Below are 21,500 nucleotides of genomic sequence, written 5' to 3' on the forward strand. Positions count from 1 at the left end.
TAACCGGCAGCCATGGACCGACTGATCTACACGGCGATGACGGGCGCGTCGCAGTCGCTCGACCAGCAGGCGATCGTCGCGAACAACCTCGCGAACGCGTCGACGACGGGTTTTCGCGCGCAACTCGCGACCTACCGCGCGGTGCCGATGAATTTCGGCGACGGCAGCACGATCGACCCGACGACGACGCGCACCTACGTGCTCGCGTCGACGCCCGGCGCGGATTACGCACCGGGTCCGATCACGCGCACCGGCAACCCGCTCGACGTCGCGGTGCAGGGCGCCGGCTGGCTGTCGGTGCAAACCGCCGACGGCAGCGAGGCGTACACGCGCGCCGGCAACCTGCACGTCGATGAAAACGGCCAGCTCGTCAACGCGAGCAACCTGCCGGTGATCGGCAACGGCGGCCCGATCTCGGTGCCGCCGAACGCGGAGGTGACGATCGGCAAGGACGGCACGGTGTCCGCGCTGATGCCGGGCGACCCGCCGACCGCGGTCGCGATCGTCGACCAGATGAAGCTCGTGAACCCCGACCCGGCCACGCTCGCGCGCGGCAACGACGGGCTGTTTCGCACCGCTGACGGCAATCCGGCCGACGCCGACCCGAACGTGGTCGTCACGCCGAATTCGCTCGAAGGCAGCAACGTGAACCCGGTGACCGCGATGGTCGCGATGATCGACAACGCACGGGCGTTCCAGCTGCAGTCGAAGCTGATCCAGACGGCCGACCAGAACGAGCAGTCGGCGAACCAGCTGCTCAACTTCAGCTGAGCGGCACGGCCCTCGCTACCAGGAGAAGATTCAACATGAACCGATCGCTCTACATCGCCGCCACCGGCATGAATGCGCAGCAAGCGCAGATGGACGTGATCTCGAACAACCTCGCGAACACCAGCACGAACGGCTTCAAGGCGTCGCGCGCGGTGTTCGAGGACCTGCTGTACCAGACCATCCGCCAGCCGGGCGCGAACTCGACGCAGCAGACCGAACTGCCGTCGGGCCTGCAGCTCGGCACCGGCGTGCAGCAGGTCGCGACCGAGCGCCTGTACACGCAGGGCGGCCTCACGCAGACCGGCAACTCGAAGGACGTCGCGATCAACGGCGCGGGCTTCTTCCAGGTGCTGATGCCGGACGGCACGAACGCGTACACGCGCGACGGCTCGTTCCAGACCAACGCGCAGGGCCAGCTCGTCACGTCGAGCGGCTACCAGATCCTGCCGGCGATCACCGTGCCGCAGAACGCGCAGTCGCTGACGATCGGCAAGGACGGCGTCGTGTCGGTCACGCAGCCGGGCTCGAGCAACGCGGTCCAGATCGGCTCGCTGCAGATCGCGACCTTCATCAACCCGGCCGGCCTCGAGGCGCGCGGCGAGAACCTGTTCTCCGAAACCACGTCGTCGGGCGCGCCGAACGTGTCGCAGCCGGGCCTGAACGGCGCGGGCGTGCTCAACCAGGGTTATGTCGAGGCGTCGAACGTGAACGTCGTGCAGGAGCTCGTCAACATGATTCAGACGCAGCGTGCGTACGAGATCAACAGCAAGGCCGTGACGACGTCCGACCAGATGCTGCAGACCGTCACGCAGATGAAGAGCTAACCGGAAATACCGCCGTCGCCATGAAGCAGGTCCGCCTCCTCCCGTCAGCCACCGTCCGCGCCGCGTGCGCGGTCGCCGTGGCCGCGCTCGCCGGTTGCGCGCAGATTCCGCGCGATCCGATCATCCAGCAGCCGATGACGGCGCAGCCGCCGATGCCGATGTCGATGCAGGCGCCCGGCTCGATCTACAACCCGGGCTACGCGGGCCGGCCGCTGTTCGAGGATCAGCGGCCGCGCAACATCGGCGACATCCTGACGATCATGATCGCGGAGAACATCAACGCGACCAAGTCGTCGGGCGCGAACACCAACCGGCAGGGCAACACCGACTTCAACGTGCCGACGGCCGGCTTCCTCGGCGGGCTGTTCGCGAAGGCGAACCTGTCGGCGGCCGGCACCAACAAGTTCGCGGCGACGGGCGGCGCGAGCGCGGCGAACACGTTCAACGGCACGATCACGGTAACCGTCACCAACGTGCTGCCGAACGGCAACCTCGTGGTCAGCGGCGAGAAGCAGATGCTGATCAACCAGGGCAACGAATTCGTGCGCTTCTCGGGCGTCGTCAACCCGAACACGATCTCGGGCGCGAACTCGGTCTACTCGACGCAGGTCGCCGACGCGAAGATCGAATACTCGTCGAAGGGCTACATCAACGAAGCCGAGACGATGGGCTGGCTGCAGCGCTTCTTCCTCAACATCGCACCGTGGTGACGACGATGCAGCAGCCTCTTTTCCAGCGCCGGTCCGGCCGCATGTCGCGCGGCGCGCAGGCCGTCGCGCGGATCGCCGCCGGGTTCGTGCTGGCGGCATGCGCGCTCGGCACGGTGAGCGCGCATGCGGAACGCCTGAAGGACCTCGCGCAGATCCAGGGCGTGCGCGACAACCCGCTGATCGGCTATGGCCTCGTCGTCGGCCTCGACGGCACGGGCGACCAGACGATGCAGACGCCGTTTACGACGCAGACGCTCGCGAACATGCTCGCGAACCTCGGCATCTCGATCAACAACGGGTCGGCCAACGGCGGTCCGTCGTCGCTGAACAACATGCAGCTGAAGAACGTCGCGGCCGTGATGGTGACCGCCACGCTGCCGCCGTTCGCGCGGCCGGGCGAGGCGCTCGACGTGACCGTGTCGTCGCTCGGCAACGCGAAGAGCCTGCGCGGCGGCACGCTGCTGCTCACGCCGCTGAAGGGCGCGGACGGGCAGGTGTACGCGCTCGCGCAGGGCAACATGGCGGTCGGCGGCGCGGGCGCGAGCGCGAACGGCAGCCGCGTGCAGGTGAACCAGCTCGCGTCCGGCCGGATCGTTGGCGGCGCGATCGTCGAGCGCGCGGTGCCGAACGCGATCGCGCAGATGAACGGCGTGCTGCAGCTGCAGCTGAACGACATGGACTACGGCACCGCGCAGCGGATCGTGTCGGCGGTCAATTCGAGCTTCGGCCCGGGCACCGCGACGGCGCTCGACGGCCGCACGATCCAGCTCGCCGCGCCGGCGGATTCCGCACAGCAGGTCGCGTTCATGGCGCGCCTGCAGAACCTCGACGTGAGCCCGGACAAGGCCGCCGCGAAGGTGATCCTGAACGCGCGCACGGGCTCGATCGTGATGAACCAGATGGTCACGCTGCAAAGCTGCGCGGTCGCGCACGGCAACCTGTCGGTGATCGTCAACACGCAGCCGGTGGTGTCGCAGCCGGGGCCGTTCTCGAACGGGCAGACGGTGGTCGCGCAGCAGTCGCAGATCCAGCTGAAGCAGGACAACGGCGCGCTCAAGATGGTGACGGCCGGCGCGAACCTCGCCGACGTCGTGAAGGCGCTGAACACGCTCGGCGCGACGCCGGCGGACCTGATGTCGATCCTGCAGGCGATGAAGGCGGCCGGCGCGCTGCGTGCCGATCTGGAGATCATCTAAATGGCCGCGAACCTTCCCGGCGCGAACGACCTCACCCAGCGCTTCGCACTCGACGTGCAGGGTTTCGACGCGCTGCGCGCGCAGGCGAAACAGTCGCCGCAGGCCGGCGCGAAGGCGGTCGCGGGCCAGTTCGACGCGATGTTCACGCAGATGATGCTCAAGAGCATGCGCGACGCATCGCCCGACGGCGGGCTGCTCGATTCGCACACGTCGAAGATGTACACGTCGATGCTCGACCAGCAGCTTGCGCAGCAGATGTCCAAGCGCGGGATCGGCGTCGCCGACGCGCTGATGAAGCAGCTGCTGCGCAACGCGGGGCAGGGCACGGGCAGCGACACGGCGGCCGACGCCGGCGCGGCCGGGCTCGGCGCGGCCGGCGTCGGCGCGTCGGGCAACGAAGGCAGCCTCGCCGCGATGAACGCGATGGCGAAGGCGTATGCGAACGCGGCGAACAACGGCGGGCTCGCCGGCGCGCGCGGCTACTCGGCCGGCAGCGCGCTCACGCCGCCGCTGAAGGGTGCGAGTGGCGTGCAGGACACCGACGCGTTCGTCGACCGGCTCGCCGGCCCCGCGCAGGCGGCGAGCGCGACCACCGGCATCCCGGCGCGCTTCATCGTCGGCCAGGCCGCGCTCGAATCGGGCTGGGGCAAGCGCGAGATCCGCGCGGCAGACGGTTCGACCAGCTACAACGTGTTCGGCATCAAGGCGAACAAGGGCTGGACGGGCCGCACGGTGTCGGCGCTGACGACCGAATACGTGAACGGCGCGCCGCGCCGTGTCGTCGCGAAGTTCCGCGCGTACGACTCGTACGAGCACGCGATGACCGATTATGCGAACCTGCTGAAGAACAATCCGCGCTACGCGGGCGTGCTGAGCGCGAGCCGCAGCGTCGAGGGCTTCGCGCACGGGCTGCAGAAGGCCGGCTACGCGACCGACCCGAACTACGCGAAGAAGCTGATCTCGATCATGCAGCAGATCGGCTGACCTGCAGGGGGCCATAACGGGAACAGGCCCCGACCCATCACCCGTCTGTCATCTTTCGGACCGCGCCCGGCATCCCGCCGCGTGCGGTTTCAACGTTTGCGCGAAAAAAATCGCCAATTCGATCTAAACTTTCGGGGAGCACTGCCGCTAAGTGTGAGAGACCTGCAATCGGGCCCTGTTCTGGCCCGTTTTACTGCGCACCGGTCGCCCGGGCGCCCATGACAAGAAAACCGGCTAGCCATGAATATCGAAACGTCGACCGATCCGAGCCTGGATGCGGGCCATTCCGGGCCCGACTATGCCCGCCGCAATCCGCTTGAGATCGGCGTGCAGCTGCGCAACCTCGTGAACCGCGGCGACTTCCTGACCGTCCAGTACCCGGGCGGCCAGCTCGTCACGCGCCTGCTCGAGGTCGACGTCGGCGCGCGCACGTTCACGTTCGACTGGGGCGCGCTGTCCGAGCAGAACGCCGGCATCCTCGCCGCGTCGCACTGCACGTTCTCGGCCGCGCCGGACGGCGTGCGCGTCGAATTCACCACGGGCACGCCGCGCGAGACGCGCTACGAGGGGCTGCCCGCGTTCGTCGCCGATTTCCCCGACGTGCTGATGTGCATCCAGCGCCGCGAGTATTTCCGCGTCGATGCGCCGATCGTCGATCCGTTCCTGTGCCGCGGCAAGCTGCCGGACGGCGAGAGCTTCGTGTTCGAGGTGCACAACCTGTCGCTCGGCGGCGTCGGGCTGCGCACGGCCGACGAGCGCGTCGAGGCGCTCGAGGTCGGCACGCTGCTGCCGGACGTCGAGCTCGAGCTGACCGGGCACGGCAAGCTGTCGCTCGACCTGCGCCTCGTGTCGCAGCGTTCGACGCAAATGCCGAACGGTTCGCGGCGCTTCCAGCTCGGTTTTCGCTTCATGTCGCTGCCGGGCAGCGCGGAGAACACGCTGCAGCGCCTGATCACGCAGCTCGAGATGAAGCGCCGCTCGCTCGCGCGGGCCTGACGCACCCGTTCGCGGCCCCGCCCGGGGCCGCCTTCGCAGCGGCGCCGGCATCGTCCGCCGGTGCCCTCGACCGGCGACGCGCGAGTGCGTGTCGCGCGTGCATTTTTTCCTCAATTTTTTCGATCCGCGGCCGTTATACCGGGAGTCACGCAACCCGGCGGCCGCAGCGCGGCCGGCTCATCAGGATCGCGCATGTCCAACACACTCATGAACCTCGGCGTCAGCGGCCTCAATGCCGCGCTCTGGGGCCTCACGACGACCGGCCAGAACATCAGCAACGCCGCGACACCCGGCTATTCGGTCGAGCGCCCCGTCTATGCCGAGGCGAGCGGCCAGTACACGTCGAGCGGCTACATGCCGCAGGGCGTGAACACCGTCACCGTGCAGCGGCAGTACAGCCAGTACCTGAGCGACCAGCTGAACAGCGCGCAGTCGCAAGGCGGCGCGCTGTCGACGTGGTATTCGCTCGTCGCGCAGCTGAACAACTACGTCGGCAGCCCGACGGCCGGCATCTCGACCGCGATCACCAGCTATTTCACCGGGCTGCAGAACGTCGCGAACAATGCGTCCGATCCGTCGGTGCGGCAGACCGCGATCAGCAACGCGCAGATTCTCGGGGACCAGCTGAAGGCGGCCGGCCAGCAATACGATGCGCTGCGCCAGAGCGTCAACACGCAGCTCACCAGCACCGTGTCGCAGATCAACACGTACACCGCGCAGATCGCGCAGCTGAACCAGCAGATCTCCGCGGCGAGCAGCCAGGGGCAGCCGCCCAACCAGCTGATGGACCAGCGCGACCTCGCGGTGTCGAACCTGTCGAGCCTCGCCGGCGTGCAGGTCGTGCGCGGCGACAGCGGCTACAGCGTGTTCCTCGCGGGCGGCCAGCCGCTCGTCCTCGCCGACAAGAGCTACCAGCTCGCGACCGTCACGTCGCCGTCCGATCCGAGCGAGCTGACCGTCGTGTCGCAGGGGATCGCCGGCGCGAACCCGCAGGGCCCGAACCAGGCGCTGCCGGATGCGTCGCTGTCGGGCGGCACGCTCGGCGGCCTGCTCGCGTTCCGCAGCCAGACGCTCGACCCCGCGCAGGCGCAACTCGGCGCGCTCGCGACCAGCTTCGCCGCGCAGGTCAACGCGCAGAACGCGCTCGGCGTCGACCTGTCGGGCCAGCCGGGCGGCAACCTGTTCACGGTGGCGGCCCCGGCCGTCTACTCGAACCAGGGCAATACCGGCAACGCGTCGCTGTCCGTCTCGTTCGCCAACGCGTCGCAGCCGACGACGAGCGACTACACGCTGTCGTACGACGGCACCAATTACACGCTGACCGACCGCGCGAGCGGCGCGGTGGTCGACCAGAAGGCGGGGCCGATGCCGGTCTCGCTCGGCGGGCTGAGTTTCTCGTTCTCGTCCGGCTCGATGAATGCCGGCGACCAGTTCACCGTGCTGCCGACGCGCGGCGCGTTGAACGGCTTCGGCCTCGCGACGACGAGCGGTTCGGCGATCGCGGCCGCGTCGCCGGTGGTCGCGGCGGCGTCGAGCACCAACATCGGCACGGGCAAGATCGCGCAGGGCGCGGTGAGCGCCGGCTACCAGGTCCCGACGACGCCGACCAAGCTGACCTACGACGCGGCGTCGAAGTCGCTGTCGGGCTTCCCGGCCGGCACGACGGTGACGATCGCGGGCACGCCGCCGACCTCGGTCACGATCACGAGCCCGACCGACAGCGTGCCGTACGACGCGTCGGCCGGCGCGAAGCTGACGATCATGAGCACCACGCAGCCGGCACCGGCGGGCGTGATGAACGGCGTGACCGTCACGCTGTCCGGCGCGCCGTCGGACGGCGACACGTTCACGATCGGACCGTACGCGGGCGGCACGAGCGACGGCTCCAACGCGCTCGCGCTGTCGCAGCTCGTCACCGCGAAGTCGCTCGGCGGCGGCACCACGACGCTGACCGGCGCGTATGCGAACTACGTGAACGCCATCGGCAACACGGCGAGCCAGCTGAAGTCGTCGAGCGCCGCGCAGACCTCGCTCGTCGGCCAGATCACGACCGCGCAGCAGTCGGTGTCGGGCGTCAACCAGAACGAGGAAGCGGCGAACCTGATGCAGTACCAGCAGCTTTACCAGGCGAACGCGAAGGTGATCCAGACGGCGGCGACGCTGTTCCAGACCGTGCTCGGCCTGTTCAACTGACCGCATTCGAGGGATAGAAGCGATGCGAATTTCCAGCGCCCAGTTCTTTCAGCTGAACGTTTCCCAGATGAACGATCAGCAGGCGCAGCTCGCGCAGCTGTACCAGCAGATTGCGAGCGGCGTGAGCCTGCAGACGCCCGCCGACAACCCGGTCGGCGCGGCGCAGGCCGTGCAGTTGTCGATGACCTCGGCGACGCTGTCGCAGTACGCGACCAACCAGACCACGGCGCTCGCGTCGCTGCAGGCCGAGGACCAGGCGCTGCAGAGCGTGAGCGGCGTGCTGACCAGCGTGCAGACGCTCGTCGTGCGCGCCGGCGACGGCTCGCTGTCCGACAGCGACCGCTCGGCGCTCGCGACGCAGCTGCAAGGCTATCGCGACCAGCTGATGACGCTCGCGAACTCGAACGACGGTGCCGGCAACTACCTGTTCGCCGGCCTGAACAACTCGTCGGCGCCGTTTACGAGCAGCCCGAACGGCAGCGTCAGCTACGTCGGCGACTCGGGCACGCGCCAGGTGCAGATCGGCGATTCGAGCAGCGTGGCGCAGGGCGACACCGGTTCGGCGGTGTTCATGTCGGTGCCGTCGCTCGGCAGCGCGCCGGTGCCGTCGGCCGGCGCCGGCAACACGGGCACCGGCGCGATCTCGGCGGTCACCGTCACGAGCCCGTCGGCCGCGACCAACGGCCATCAGTTCTCGATCACGTTCGGCGGCACGGCCGCCGCGCCGACCTACACGGTGACCGACAACTCGGCCAAGCCGCCGACCACCACGCCCGCGCAGGCGTACATGTCGGGCTCGGCGATCGCGCTCGGCGGCGGGATGACGGTCGCGGTATCGGGCACGCCGGCCGCCGGCGACACGTTCGCCGTGGCGCCCGGCCCGCAGGCGACCGGCGGCGCGGACGTGTTCTCGACGCTCGACGCGATGATCTCGGCGCTGAAGACGCCCGTGACCGGCAACACGGTCGCGGCCGCGGCGCTGTCGAACGCGCTGATGACGGGCTCGATCAAGCTCGGCAACACGATGCGCAACGTGACGACGATCCAGGCGTCGGTCGGCGGCCGCGAGCAGGAAGTCAAGGCGATGCAGACCGTCAACCAGACCGCGTCGCTGCAGACGACCAGCAACCTGTCGGACCTGACCAGCACCAACATGACGACGACGATCAGCCAGTACCTGCAGGTGCAGAACGCGCTGACCGGCGCGCAGAAAGCCTACGTGCAGCTGCAGAACCTGTCGCTGTTCCAGTACATCAATCCGTGATGTCCGCGGCGCCCGCTGCGATGTGAGCGCACGCTTACGTCGCGCGGCATGCAGGCCGGCCTGCGCGTGCGATCGCGCCGGCCGGGTGCCGTCCCGGCGGGCTCGGCCGTGATGCCGCCGGTTCACGCTTGCCAGCCCCATTTCCGCTCCGTAAACTCGCGCCAGATTCCAGACCGGCGCACCGTCCGCCGCCGGCGTTCGACAGGAGCCCCTTTCCCCATGTCCGATTCCTACTTCCCGCGCTGGCGGGTGCAATCGACCGGCGCGTCGCGCGTGGTCGGCCCCGACGAACGCCTCGCGTGGCCGCAGATGGTCGCGATGGGCGTGCAGCACGTCGTCGCGATGTTCGGCTCGACCGTGCTCGCGCCGCTGCTGATGGGCTTCGACCCGAACCTGTGCATCTTCATGTCGGGCATCGGCACGCTGCTGTTCTTCGTGCTGGTCGGCGGCCGCGTGCCGAGCTACCTCGGCTCGAGCTTCGCGTTCATCGGCCTCGTGATCGCGGTGACGGGCTACGGCGGCAGCGGCCCGAACCCGAACATCCCGGTCGCGCTCGGCGGGATCATCGCGTGCGGTGTGGTGTACGTCGCGCTCGGCGCGCTGGTGCAGGCGATCGGCACGCGCTGGATCGAGACGCTGATGCCGCCCGTCGTGACCGGCGCGGTGGTCGCGGTGATCGGGCTGAACCTCGCGCCGATCGCGGTCAAGGGCGTGTCGGCATCGACCTTCGACTCGGTGATGGCGCTCGTTACGGTGCTGTGCGTCGGCGGCGTCGCGGTGTTCGCGCGCGGGATGGTGCAGCGCCTGCTGATCCTCGTCGGGCTCGTGATCGCCTACGCGATCTACGCGATCGCGACCAACGGGATGGGTCTCGGCAAGCCGGTCGATTTCGCGATCGTCGCGCACGCCGCGTGGTTCGGGGTGCCGGGCTTCCGTGCGCCCGTCTTCGATCCGCACGCGATGCTGATGCTCGCGCCGATCGCGGTGATCCTGGTCGCGGAGAACCTCGGCCACATCAAGGCCGTCAGCGCGATGACGGGGACCAACCTCGACCGCTACGTCGGCCGTGCGTTCATCGGCGACGGGCTTGCGACGATCGTGTCCGGCAGCGTCGGCGGCACGGGCGTGACCACCTACGCGGAGAATATCGGCGTGATGGCGGTCACGCGGATCTATTCGACGCTGGTGTTCGCGGTCGCCGCGCTGATCGCGATCGGGCTCGGCTTCTCGCCGAAGTTCGGCGCGGTGATCCAGACGATTCCGGGCCCGGTGCTCGGCGGCGTGTCGATCGTCGTGTTCGGGCTGATCGCGGTGACGGGCGCGCGGATCTGGGTCGTCAACAAGGTCGACTTCTCCGACAACCGCAACCTGATCGTCGCGGCCGTCACGCTGGTGCTCGGCGCGGGCGACTTCTCGCTGAAGTTCGGCGGCTTCGGGCTCGGCGGGATCGGCACCGCGACCTTCGGCGCGATCATCCTGTACGCGATCCTGCGCAAGGAAAAGGAACCGGGCCCGGTGGTCTGACCCGGGAGCGGGCGGTGCAATGCCGCCCGCCGGTGCGCACTCACGCGCCGGTGTTCGACTGCGCCTGCAGCCACGCGCAGAACTGCGCGACGAGCGGATCGCCGGCCGGCGCGCGCGGCGCGATCCACCAGTAGCTGCGCGTCGCGATGCGCGGCCCGTCGAGCGGCATCACCAGGCGCCCGTTCGCGAGCTCGTCGTCGATCAGCGGCAGCGGGCCGAGCGCGACGCCCAGCCCGTCGACGGCCGCCTGCAGCGCCAGGTAGAAGTGGTCGAACGACTGCCGCTTGCGCCCCTTCATCGTCACGCCGGCCGCCGCGAACCAGTCGCGCCAGCCTTCCGGCCGCGTATCCGAATGCAGCAGCACGTGCCGTGCGAGATCGTCCGCGCGGGTGATCGGCGCACGCTTGAGCAGCGCGGGGCTGCAGACCGGAATCACGCTTTCGTCGAGGAAGTGGCCGCTCGTGCAGCTCGGCCAGTGGCCGGGGCCGCGGCGGATCGCGACGTCGAAGCCGTCGAGCGCGTCGAGCGGCGCGTTCGACGTGGACAGCTTCAACTCGACGTTCGGCACGTCGCGCTGGAACCGCGACAGGCGCGGCAGCAGCCATTTCATCGCGAAGGTCGGCAGCGCGTTGATGCGCAGCACGCGCGCGGCACCGGTATTGCGCAGCTGCTCGGTGGCGAGCGCGATGCTGTCGAACGCGGCGCGAACGGTGTCCAGATAACGGCGGCCCTCGTCGGTGAGCTTCACGCGCTTGCCGTAGCGGTGGAACACCGGCTTGCCGAGCCACGCCTCGAAGCCGGCGATCTGCCGGCTGATGGCACCGTGAGTCACATGGAGCTCGTCGCCGGCGGCGCTGAAGCTTTCATGTCGTGCCGCTGCTTCAAAGGCCCGAAGCGCGGAAAAGGGCGGGAGATCGCGTGCCATGCTTGTGATTCTAGATCACAAGGGCGTGTCGATAAAATCGTTTTGCAGGCATCCTGAACGGCGCTAACCTCGGGGCACCGTTTAATGAGGAGCCCCATGCAATCCGTTGCTCCGCCGCCTGCCGCGGCCCCAGGCCGGGTCGGCCTCGCCGAGCTGTTCACCGGCTTCCTGTCGCTCGGCCTGATGTCGTTCGGCGGCGCGCTGCCGTTCGCGCGGCGCACGATCGTCGACGAACGCAAATGGCTGTCCGCCGACGAATTCACCGATCTGCTCGGCCTGTGCCAGTTCCTGCCGGGCGGCAACGTGATCAACCTGTCAGTCGCCGTCGGCATGCGCTTTCGCGGCGTCGCGGGCGCGTTCGCCGGCATTCTCGGGCTGATCGCGGGCCCGACGCTCGTCGTCGTCGCGCTCGGCGTGCTGTATGCGAAGACGCAGGGCGATCCGCGCGTGCAGCACCTGTTCGGCGGGCTCGCTGCCGCGGCCGCGGGCCTGCTGGTCGCGATGGCCGTGAAGGTCGCGAAACCGTTGCTGCACGCACCGCGCACGGCGGCCGGCATCGCGGCGCTCGCGTTCGTCGCGATCGCGGTGCTGCGCATTCCGCTCCTGACCACGATGCTGGTGCTGACGCCGGTCAGCATCTGGCTCGCGTCGCGGCGCCGCGACGCGCCGGCATCGCAGCGTACCGCCGCGCGCGACGCAGGCCAGTCATGAACGACACGCTGATCGCGATCGCGACGATCTTCAGCCAGCTGTCGCTGCTCGCGTTCGGCGGCGGCAACACGATCCTGCCGGAGATGCAGCGGCAGGTCGTCGACGTCCATCACTGGATGAGCGCGCACGCGTTCACCGCGCTGTTCGCGCTCGCGCAGGCGGCGCCGGGGCCGAACATGATGATCGTGTCGCTGGTCGGCTGGCACGTGGCCGGCTGGTCCGGGCTGCTGGTCGCGTCGATCGCGAAGTTCGGGCCGTCGTCGGTCGTCACCGTGCTCGCGCTGCATGCGTGGGAGCGCTTTCGCGACCGGCCGTGGCGCCGCTACGTGCAGCAGGGGCTGATGCCGGTCACGGCCGGGCTCGTCGCGGCGAGCGCGGTGCTGATCTCGGAAGCGTCGAACCGCTCGGCGATCCAGTGGGGCATCACCGCCGCATGCGCGATGCTCGCGTGGCGCACGCGCATCCATCCGCTGTGGCTGCTCGCGGCCGGCGCGCTGATCGGGCTCACCGGCATCGGCCAGTGAGCAGCGGCCGGATGCCGCGGCGACGCCGGGCGCCGTGCTGCTGCTCGCCGGTGCGTTCGCGGAGATCGTGCGGCGTGCGTGGCGGCGCGGGGATGGCAGTGACGCCACGGCCGGCCTGACCGTGCGTGCCGGGCCGCCGCCGCACGGCCCATCGCCCGCTCCGCGTTTGCTCCTTGCAGCACCGCCTTCCTTTCCGGCATCGCCGCGCACCGCGCCGGCCGCGCGAGGCAAGCCCGGCGCGGGAAGCGTTGTTCCCGGGCGACAATCGCGCGTTGCCGCGCGTTTCAATTTCTTTCAGGGCGCGCACTCGTCTTATGATTCAGCCCACATCGCGCGCGCCATGAGCGTGCGCGATTGCCACCCGGCTGCGCACGCGGCCGGCCATGACTGGAGACACCTACAAAAAGGAAAGCTCATGAAGCAGACCACCCGACTCGCAGCCATCGCAGGGGGCGCGGCCCTGGCCTTCGCCAGCCAGTACGCAGCCGCACAAAGCTCGGTCACGCTCTGGGGCGTCGCCGACGCCAGCATCCGGTACCTGACCAACGCAAACGCCAAGAACGACGGCCTGCTGTCGATGACCAACGGCGCGATCACCAACAGCCGCTTCGGCATCTACGGCACGGAAGACCTCGGCGGCGGCCTGAAGGCCCTGTTCAACCTCGAAAGCGGCGTGAACCTGCAGAACGGCGCATTCGCCGACAGCGGCCGCCTGTTCAACCGCGCAGCGTACGTCGGCCTGCAGAGCCCGTACGGCACGGTGACCCTCGGCCGCCAGAAGACCCCGCTGTTCGACCTGCTGTCGGACACCTACGATCCGCTGACCGTCGGCAACTACCTCGAAAACGCGTGGCTGCCGGTCGCGCTGGGCGGCGGCCTGTATGCGGACAACCAGATCAAGTACACCGGCAAGTTCGCCGGCCTGACCGCGAAGGCGATGTACTCGACGGGCACCAACTACGAATCGACCGGCGCCGGCGGCTTCTCGGGCCAGATCCCGGGTTCGCTCGGCAAGGGCAATGCATGGGGCGTGTCGCTGTCGTACGTGGCGGGCCCGCTCAGCATCGCGGCCGGCGCGCAGCAGAACAGCGACAACTCCGCCCGCAAGCAGACGATCTACCACGCGAACGTGGTGTATGCGTTCAGCAAGGCGAAGGTCTATGCGGGCTACCTGCGCTCGAAGGACGACACCGGTTTCGTCGACAGCCTGCTCGCGCAGCAGTCGATCCCGGTCGCGAAGGGCACGGGCCGGATCGACGACGGTCCGTTCGCGGGCGTGAGCTGGCAGGTCAGCACGCCGCTGACGCTGACGGGCGCGTTCTACTACGACCACATGCGCAACGCGATGACCGCGAACGGCACGCTCGCGAGCGGCAACCGCTACGCGATCGTCGGCATCGCCGAATATGCGCTCAGCAAGCGCACGGAAGTCTACGGCACCGTCGACTTCAACAAGACGAACGGCGCGGCGAACGTCGAGCTGCCGGGGCGCAGCAACCAGACCGGCATCGCGATCGGCCTGCGCAATATCTTCTGACGAAAGTCGCAACGCGTGCGCCGGCCCCGGCAGGGCGCGCATCGAAGAGGCTCCCGCGGGAGCCTCTTTTTTTTCGTCACGCGAACTTCATGCGCGCGGACGACCATTCAGCGATCGCTCCATCGGGAACGTCCCGCCCGTAAGGGTTCCGTCGGCAATCCGGAACATACTTTGACAGTGCGCGCGAAGCGATTCCGCTACGCTGCGTGCAGGGTCCGCGGTGTGCCGCAACGCCCGCGCGGGCGTCGTGCCGGCGCGCGTTTTCGCGGGCGGCCGGCGCGGCGCGTAACTTGTGTATCCGGTGATGACAAGCACGGTCTGCCGGTTTTTTTCGTGGGACGATGCGCTCACGATTGTCTTCAAAGGGGATGACGATGGGTATTCTGAACACCTTGGGTGAAATCGCTGGCGCCGTGGCGGCCGTCGAGGCAGCGGAGAAGCTCGATCCGGATGCGGGCCTGCTGACCAAGGCGGCGGCGGCCGTCGCCGGCTTCAAGGGCGCCGAAGCGCTCGAAGGCCTGCTCGAGAAGAAGGAGGAGCAGCCCCAGCAGGCAGACGAAACGCAGGCGACGGACGGCAGCGACACGTCGCAGGCCTGAGCATGGCGGCTGGTCCCGCCACGGGTGCGCCGTTCGCGCGCCCGGGCGGACCGGTGCCGCGCGGCCGGCAGGCCGGGCATGTGGTCGATCGGTGACGCATGGCACACCCGGCAGCTGGTTTGACCGGCGAGAGGCGACGTCTCTCGCCGTTTTTTATGGGGCGTGCGCCGCGGTGCCACGCTCCGCACGAATTCCGGAATCTTGCTATCGTGCCGTCATCCGAACTGCGATGAGGGCTTGCGATGGATTTCGACTACGACCTGTTCGTCATCGGGGCCGGCTCCGGCGGCGTGAGGCTCGCCCGGATGTCGGCGTCATACGGCGCGCGCGTCGGGATAGCGGAAGAGGAGCAGATCGGCGGCACCTGCGTGCTGCGCGGCTGCATCCCGAAGAAGCTGCTCGTCTACGCATCGCATTATCCGCACGAGCTCGAGGACGCGAAGGGCTTCGGCTGGACCTTCGGCGCCGGCACGCTCGACTGGCCCGCGCTGATCGCCGCGAAGGATCGCGAAATCAACCGGCTCAGCGACATCTACATCAACCTGCTGCGACAGTCCGGCGTCGAGATGCACGCGGGGCGCGCGACGCTCGTCGACGCGCATACGGTCGCGATCGGCGCGCGCACCATCCGCGCGCGCCACATCGCGATCGCGACCGGCTCGCGCCCGTCGCTTCCGGCGCGGCCCGGCATCGAGCATGCGATCACGTCGCGCGAGGCGCTGTCGCTCGCGACGCTGCCCGAGCGCATCGCGGTGGTCGGCGGCGGCTACATCGCGGTCGAGTTCGCGGGCATCTTCAACGGCATCGGCAGCCATGTCGACCTGTTCTATCGCGGCGAGAAGATCCTGCGCGGCTTCGACGACGACGTGCGGCAATTCCTGACCGACGAGATGACCAGGCAGGGCGTCGCGATCCACGCGCGCACGGTGGTCGAATCGATCGCGCGCGCGGACGACGGCACGCTCTCCGTGCGCGTCGGCGATGCGCGGCACGGGCCGTACGACGCGGTGCTCTATGCGACCGGCCGCGTGCCGAACGTCGAGGGGCTCGGGCTCGAACGCGCGGGCGTGCTGCTCGACGCGCGCGGCGCGATCGCGGTCGATGCGTATTCGGCGACATCGGTCGAATCGATCCATGCGATCGGCGACGTGACGTCGCGGCCGCAGCTCACGCCGGTCGCGACGCGCGACGGCGCGCTGCTCGCGCGGACACTGTTCGGCGGGTCGCGTGTCGCGGCCGATCACGACTATGTGCCGTCGGCCGTGTTCAGCCAGCCCGAGGTCGCGACGGTCGGCCTGACCGAGGCCGATGCGCGTCGCGTGCACGGCGAGCTCGACATCTATCGCACGTCGTTCAAGGCGCTGCGCCACACGCTGTCGGGCCGCGACGAGCGCACGCTGATGAAGCTGGTGGTCGCGCGCGACAGCCAGCGCGTGATCGGCGCGCACATGGTCGGCCGCGACGCGGGCGAGATCATCCAGGGCATCGCGATCGCGATCCGCGCGGGCGCGACGAAGGCGCAGTTCGACGACACGATCGGCATTCACCCGACCGCGGCCGAGGAGTTCGTGACGATGCGGCAGAAGGTGGCCGGCTAGCTGCAACCGGCGCGCCGGCTCGCGGGCCGGCGCGGGTGTTCCGCGCATGCTCCGTTGGCGCGGGACGTATCACGGATTTGCCGTGATTCGTAAAGAACGTCAATTCTTCTCAAGAAATGCCGTCGCGACAATCAGGCTTGGTATGATCGGCCAAAATCATATACGGGGCCGATCATGCGCGATCAACAGCGCAGCAAGCAGAATGACGGGGTAGCCGGCGCACGCGGGGTTGTCGATCCATGCGCCGCGCGTTCGCGTCTTGCCGCAACACGTCCGTTGCGCGCACTTTCCCTTCGCATGCCGCCATCTCCATCGCCATCCGGGCGATGAAGTCGCGCGCGCCGATGCGCGCCCCGGTCGTTTCGATCACCGCATCGACCGCCGGTTCGTCAGTGAGCCGGCGTGCCCGTTTCGGGCAATCTTTTCACGCAAGGAGACCAGCAGTGAACAATCAGACACGACGCACCGTTCTCGCTGCGGCGGCGCTCGTCGCGGCGCTGTCCGGCTGCGCGACCGAATCGTCGCGCACGCTCGACGTGCCGGCCGTGAGCAGCGCGCAGAAGCCGTATGCGGGCAAGCCCGTCGCGATCGCGGTCGGCAAGTTCGACAACCGCTCGAGCTATATGCGCGGCATCTTCTCGGACGGCATCGACCGCCTCGGCGGACAGGCGAAGACGATCCTCGTCACGCGCCTGCAGCAGAGCCGCCGCTTCAATGTGCTCGATCGCGAGAACCTCGACGAGATCAAGCAGGAAGCCGGCTTCATGAAGAAGGCGCAGGCCGTGAAGGGCGCGAACTACGTCGTGACCGGCGACGTGACCGAATTCGGCCGCAAGGACGTCGGCGATCACCAGCTGTTCGGCATTCTCGGTCGCGGCAAGACGCAGGTCGCGTATGCGAAGGTCAACCTGAACATCGTCGACACGACGACGTCGGAAGTTGTCGCATCGAGCCAGGGCGCGGGCGAGTTCAGCCTGTCGAACCGCGAAGTGATCGGCTTCGGCGGCACCGCCGGCTACGACTCGACGCTCAACGGCAAGGTACTGGACCTCGCGATCCAGGAAGCCGTCAACCATCTCGTCGACCAGGTCGACGCCGGCACGCTGAAGGCGCCGCAGTAAGCGTCGCAGCGCATGCCGCAGCGCGCGCCGGGTCCGGCGCCGCGCTGGACCGATTCACCACGACATCAAAAAAGAGAACAGACCATGAAACGGGGTAACTGGCTGCCGGCAACCGCCGCCGCCTTGCTGCTCGCCGGCTGCGCGAGCTCCACGCCGCCGCTGTATCAGTGGACCGGCTATCAGCCGCAGGTGTACGAATACTTCAAGGGGCAGAGCGGGCCGCAGGAGCAGATCGACGCGCTCGAAAAGGCGCTGCAGGAGATCCGCGCGAAGGGCCATACGCCGCCGCCGGGCTTCCACGCGCATCTGGGGATGCTGTACGCGAGCGTCGGCAACGAGCAGCAGGCCGAACAGGAACTGCAGGCCGAGAAGCAGTTGTTTCCGGAATCGTCGACCTACATGGATTTCCTGCTGAAGAAGAAGTCCGGTGCGCCGAAGAGCGCGGATCAGAAGACGGCCGACCAGGCGATCGCCGGCCAGAAGGATCCCGCCCCGCCCACCGCCAAACCGTGACGCCCGCCATGTTCAAGACACTCTCATTCAAGCTGATGTCCGTGCTGTCGCTCGTCGCGCTGCTGAGCGCGTGCGCGCAGCCGGTGAAACGACCCGACTACACGGCGTTCAAGAAGAGCCAGCCGCGCTCGATCCTCGTGCTGCCGCCCGTCAACGAGACGTCCGACGTGACGGCGACCTACGGGATGCTGTCGCAGATGACGCTGCCGCTCGCCGAATCCGGCTACTACGTGGTGCCGGTCGCCGTGATGGACGAGACCTTCAAGCAGAACGGCCTGACCAACGCGGCCGAGATCCAGCAGACGTCGCCCGCGAAGCTGCGCGAGATCTTCGGTGCGGATGCCGCGCTGTATTCGAAGGTGTCGCAGTACGGCACCGTCTACCGGATCCTTGCAAGCGCATCGGTCGTGTCGGCGTCGGCGAAGCTCGTCGACCTGCGTACCGGCGACGTGCTGTGGCAGGGCCAGGCAAGCGCGAGCAGCGACGAAGGCGGCAACAGCGGCGGTGGCGGCCTGATCGGCATGCTCGTGACGGCCGCGGTCAAGCAGATCGCGAACACGCTGATGGATCAAAGCCACAACGTCGCCGCCTTCACCAGCACGCGGCTGCTGTCGGCCGGCCCGCCCAACGGGCTGCTGTACGGCCCGCATTCGCCGAAGTACGGGACGGACTGAGCGGCGCATGTCGTGCGCGGCGCGCGGGCGCGGAATTCGCCCGCCGCACCGACGTCATGCGATCCGATCGAACGGCCGCGCTTGTTGCGCGGCCGTTTCTGTCTTGAACTGGCGTGTGGCGTGCGTTCGACACTTGCAGCGCACCGCACCGCACCGGGATGGCGTTCAATGCATACCGAACGCGTCGAGCAGCCGGTACCAGCTCATCGCGAGCACCAGCGCCGGCGTGCGCAGCGTCGCGCCGCCGGGGAAGTCGCGATGCCGGATCTTGCCGAACAGGTCGAAGCGGCTCGCCTGGCCGTCGATCGCCTCGGCGATCAGCTTGCCCGCGAGCGCGGTCGTGTTCACGCCGTGCCCCGAGAAGCCCTGCGCGAAATACATCGTCGGCGCCACGCGCCCGAAATGCGGCGCGCGGTTCATCGTGATGTCGACGAAGCCGCCCCATGCGTAGTCGACCTTCACGTCCGCGAGCTGCGGGAACGTCTTCAGCATGTCCGCGCGCATCGCATCGGCGAGATTGCGCGGCGGCCGCGTCGAATAGCTGACCTTGCCGCCCCACACGAGCCGCGTATCGGGCGCCGGCCGGAAATAGTCGAGCACGAAGCGGCTGTCGCAGACCGCCGCGCGCGCGGGCATCAGCGCGGCGGCGCGCGCTTCGCCGAGCGGCTCGGTCGCGATCACGTAGGTGCCGACCGGCATGATCTTCCTCGACAGCGCGGGCGCGAGCGTGCCGACGTAGGTGTTGCACGCGAGCACGACGAAGCGCGCGCGCACCTGCCCCTGGCCGGTCTCGACGACGTGGCCGCCCGTGACGTCCCGCACGCGCGTCACGCAGCTGTCCTCGTGGATCCGCACGCCGGCGTCGACCGCCGCGCGCGCGAGCCCGAGCGTGTAGTTCAGCGGGTGCAGGTGGCCGCTGTCGGGGTCGTACAGGCCGCCGCGATAGCGCGCCGACTGCACGAAGTCGCCGAGCGCATCCGCTTCGACGAAATGGAAGCGGTCGTAGCCGAAGCGCTTCGCGGCCTCGTCGCGCCAGCGCTTCAGCGCATCCGCGTCGCGCTCGGTGTTCGCGGCGCTCAGGTAGCCGGGCACGAGCGCGCAGTCGATGTCGTGCCGCGCGATGCGCGACTTCACGAGCGACAGCGTTTCGAGCCCCATCTCCCAGATCCGCTTCACGTCGCCTTCCGGCATGAAGTTGCCGAACGTATCGATGTCGCACGCGAAGCCGCCGATCAGCTGCCCGCCGTTGCGCCCGCTCGCCGCCCATCCGACCCGCGACGCCTCGAGCACGGTCACCGAATGGCCGCGCTCGGCGAGGTTGAGCGCGGCGGACAAACCGGTGAGGCCCGCGCCGATCACGCACACGTCGGCGTCGGTCGCGCCGGCGAGCGGCGCATGGCGGGTCGTATCGTTGGCGGTCGCCGCGTAGTACGACGCGACGTGCGGCTGGTTGGCGAAGGTTTGCATGGTCAGGATGGCAAAGGAATGGGACTCAGAACAGCTCGCGCACGCGGTGGTACAGCATCCCGAGTTCGAGCGCGGGCTGCCGCCACGCGTTGCCGCCGGGAAAGCGCCGGTGACGCAGTTGCGCGAACAGGTCGAATGCGCGCGTGTCGCCCGCGATCGCGCCGGCGATCGTGCGCCCGGCGATCCCGGTCAGCGCGACGCCGTGTCCGCTGAAGCCCTGGACGTAGAAGAAGTTCGGATCGAGCGCGCCGAAGTCCGGTGCGCGATTGCGCGTGACGTCGACGAAGCCGCCCCACGCGTGGTCGACGCGCACGTCGGCGAGCTGCGGGAACACGCCGGCCATGCGCTGCCGGATCGTGTCGGCGAGCGTGTCGGGCGATGCCCCCGCGGCATTCGCGCGGCCGCCGAACAGCATCCGGTGGTCGGCCGACAATCGGAAGTAGTCGAGGAAGAAGTTGTTGTCGCACACGGCTTCGCGCCGCGCGATCAGCGCATCGGCGCGCGCGCGGCCGAGCGGTTCGGTCGCGATGATGTACGACGCGATCGGTGCGATGCGCGCGGCGGTCGCGGCCGGCAGGATGCCGCCGGGGCCGGCGTTGCAGCACGACACGACGAAGCGGCAGCGCACTTCGCCCGACGGCGTGCGCACGACCGGCCGTGCGCCGCGCACGACGTTGAGCGCGGGCGTATGCGCATGGAGCGCGACGCCTTCGCGGCGCGCGGCATCGGCGAGGCCGAGGCAATACTTGAGCGGATGCAGGTGGCTCGACAGCGGATCGTAGACACCCGCCAGATAGCGGGGCGACGCGATGCGCGCGCGGATCGCGCCGGTGTCGAGCCACGACAGCGACGGATGGCCCCAGCGCGAGCTCGCGGCATCCATCCATGCGCGCAGGTCGTCGACGCGGCGCGGCTTCGTCGCGACCGTCAGGTAGCCGCGCGTGAAGTCGCAGTCGATCCCGTAGCGGGCGATCCGCTCGGCGATCAGCGCGACGCCGTCGAGCGACAGCGACCATGCGGCGCGTGCACCGGCGGCGCCGAGCTGCCGCTCGATCACCTCGTCCTTCGCGAAGCCCGTGATCGCCTGGCCGCCGTTGCGGCCCGATGCGCCCCAGCCGGGCCGGTGCGCGTCGATCACGGCGACCGACAACCCGCGCGCACGGCACTCGAGTGCCGTCGACAGGCCCGCGAAGCCCGCGCCGATCACGCACACGTCGACGTCGATCGCGTCCTCCAGCACGCGGTCGTCGACCACTGGCCGCGCGGCAGTCGCTTCGTAGTACGAGTCGCGCGCGAGCGCATCGGCGCGGCGGGTGAAAGACTGCGTCATCAATCCGGCTCCCTCGAAGACGGCAGGCGACGGTGCGCG

20 protein-coding genes are annotated in these 21,500 nt (G+C 68.9%); 17 read left to right on the plus strand and 3 right to left on the minus strand.

Annotated elements, in window-relative coordinates; all coding sequences use genetic code 11:
* The first annotated feature begins 12 nt into the window (after positions 1–12).
* The 9 genes from flgF to DIE22_RS24495 all read left to right on the plus strand — a co-directional run bounded on the left by flgF (position 13) and on the right by DIE22_RS24495 (position 10,462).
* Positions 13–771 (plus strand): flagellar basal-body rod protein FlgF, encoded by a 759-nt coding sequence (gene flgF / locus DIE22_RS24455; RefSeq protein WP_124606260.1) that lies wholly within the window; start codon positions 13–15, stop codon positions 769–771.
* 35 nt (positions 772–806) lie between these two features.
* Complete coding sequence (gene flgG, locus DIE22_RS24460; RefSeq protein ID WP_124499848.1) at positions 807–1,595, plus strand: flagellar basal-body rod protein FlgG; 789 nt, start codon at positions 807–809, stop codon at positions 1,593–1,595.
* Positions 1,596–1,615: 20 nt separating this feature from the next.
* A complete protein-coding gene (flgH, locus tag DIE22_RS24465) occupies positions 1,616–2,305 on the plus strand; it encodes a flagellar basal body L-ring protein FlgH (RefSeq protein ID WP_124499847.1) in 690 nt (229 codons plus the stop codon).
* Between the two features lie 5 nt (positions 2,306–2,310).
* Positions 2,311–3,501, plus strand: coding sequence for a flagellar basal body P-ring protein FlgI (locus tag DIE22_RS24470; protein ID WP_124606261.1), 1,191 nt, complete (start codon positions 2,311–2,313; stop codon positions 3,499–3,501).
* Positions 3,502–4,485, plus strand: coding sequence for a flagellar assembly peptidoglycan hydrolase FlgJ (gene flgJ, locus DIE22_RS24475; RefSeq protein ID WP_124606262.1), 984 nt, complete (start codon positions 3,502–3,504; stop codon positions 4,483–4,485).
* A 240-nt stretch (positions 4,486–4,725) separates the two neighbouring features.
* Positions 4,726–5,481, plus strand: coding sequence for a flagellar brake protein (locus DIE22_RS24480; protein ID WP_124499844.1), 756 nt, complete (start codon positions 4,726–4,728; stop codon positions 5,479–5,481).
* A gap of 192 nt (positions 5,482–5,673) precedes the next feature.
* Entirely contained in the window at positions 5,674–7,674 is a 2,001-nt protein-coding gene (gene flgK, locus DIE22_RS24485; RefSeq protein ID WP_124606263.1) for a flagellar hook-associated protein FlgK, read from the plus strand.
* Positions 7,675–7,696: 22 nt separating this feature from the next.
* Positions 7,697–8,938 carry a flagellar hook-associated protein FlgL gene (flgL, locus tag DIE22_RS24490; protein ID WP_124606264.1) on the plus strand — a complete coding sequence of 414 codons (1,242 nt, stop codon included), beginning with the start codon at positions 7,697–7,699 and terminating at the stop codon, positions 8,936–8,938.
* A 219-nt stretch (positions 8,939–9,157) separates the two neighbouring features.
* Positions 9,158–10,462, plus strand: coding sequence for a solute carrier family 23 protein (locus tag DIE22_RS24495; protein ID WP_124499841.1), 1,305 nt, complete (start codon positions 9,158–9,160; stop codon positions 10,460–10,462).
* 40 nt (positions 10,463–10,502) lie between these two features.
* Here DIE22_RS24495 and DIE22_RS24500 read toward each other — a convergent pair whose 3' ends face one another.
* Complete coding sequence (locus tag DIE22_RS24500; protein ID WP_124499840.1) at positions 10,503–11,387, minus strand: transcriptional regulator GcvA; 885 nt, start codon at positions 11,385–11,387, stop codon at positions 10,503–10,505.
* A gap of 96 nt (positions 11,388–11,483) precedes the next feature.
* Between DIE22_RS24500 and DIE22_RS24505 the strand changes: the two genes are divergently transcribed.
* The 8 genes from DIE22_RS24505 to DIE22_RS24540 all read left to right on the plus strand — a co-directional run bounded on the left by DIE22_RS24505 (position 11,484) and on the right by DIE22_RS24540 (position 18,664).
* Complete coding sequence (locus DIE22_RS24505) at positions 11,484–12,098, plus strand: chromate transporter (RefSeq protein ID WP_124606265.1); 615 nt, start codon at positions 11,484–11,486, stop codon at positions 12,096–12,098.
* A complete protein-coding gene (locus DIE22_RS24510; protein WP_124606266.1) occupies positions 12,095–12,622 on the plus strand; it encodes a chromate transporter in 528 nt (175 codons plus the stop codon). Before DIE22_RS24505 ends, DIE22_RS24510 begins: the two co-directional genes overlap by 4 nt.
* A gap of 415 nt (positions 12,623–13,037) precedes the next feature.
* Positions 13,038–14,159: a porin gene (locus tag DIE22_RS24515; protein ID WP_124499837.1), complete on the plus strand. Its 1,122-nt coding sequence runs from the start codon at positions 13,038–13,040 to the stop codon at positions 14,157–14,159.
* A 374-nt stretch (positions 14,160–14,533) separates the two neighbouring features.
* Positions 14,534–14,758, plus strand: a complete 225-nt coding sequence (locus tag DIE22_RS24520; protein ID WP_124606267.1) for a hypothetical protein — start codon at positions 14,534–14,536, stop codon at positions 14,756–14,758.
* 242 nt (positions 14,759–15,000) lie between these two features.
* Entirely contained in the window at positions 15,001–16,356 is a 1,356-nt protein-coding gene (gene gor / locus DIE22_RS24525; protein WP_124499835.1) for a glutathione-disulfide reductase, read from the plus strand.
* Positions 16,357–16,799: 443 nt separating this feature from the next.
* Positions 16,800–17,477 carry a CsgG/HfaB family protein gene (locus tag DIE22_RS24530; protein WP_124499834.1) on the plus strand — a complete coding sequence of 226 codons (678 nt, stop codon included), beginning with the start codon at positions 16,800–16,802 and terminating at the stop codon, positions 17,475–17,477.
* A gap of 84 nt (positions 17,478–17,561) precedes the next feature.
* Positions 17,562–17,990 carry a DUF4810 domain-containing protein gene (locus DIE22_RS24535; RefSeq protein WP_124499833.1) on the plus strand — a complete coding sequence of 143 codons (429 nt, stop codon included), beginning with the start codon at positions 17,562–17,564 and terminating at the stop codon, positions 17,988–17,990.
* Positions 17,991–17,998: 8 nt separating this feature from the next.
* Positions 17,999–18,664: a DUF799 domain-containing protein gene (locus tag DIE22_RS24540; protein ID WP_124499832.1), complete on the plus strand. Its 666-nt coding sequence runs from the start codon at positions 17,999–18,001 to the stop codon at positions 18,662–18,664.
* A 165-nt stretch (positions 18,665–18,829) separates the two neighbouring features.
* Here the strand turns inward: DIE22_RS24540 and DIE22_RS24545 are convergent, their stop codons facing one another.
* Positions 18,830–20,131, minus strand: coding sequence for an FAD-binding oxidoreductase (locus DIE22_RS24545; protein WP_124499831.1), 1,302 nt, complete (start codon positions 20,129–20,131; stop codon positions 18,830–18,832).
* A gap of 25 nt (positions 20,132–20,156) precedes the next feature.
* Positions 20,157–21,461 (minus strand): FAD-binding oxidoreductase, encoded by a 1,305-nt coding sequence (locus DIE22_RS24550; protein ID WP_124606268.1) that lies wholly within the window; start codon positions 21,459–21,461, stop codon positions 20,157–20,159.
* Positions 21,462–21,500: the final 39 nt, after the last annotated feature.

The sequence above is a fragment of the Burkholderia sp. Bp9142 genome, assembly GCF_003853415.1.
GTDB lineage: Bacteria > Pseudomonadota > Gammaproteobacteria > Burkholderiales > Burkholderiaceae > Burkholderia.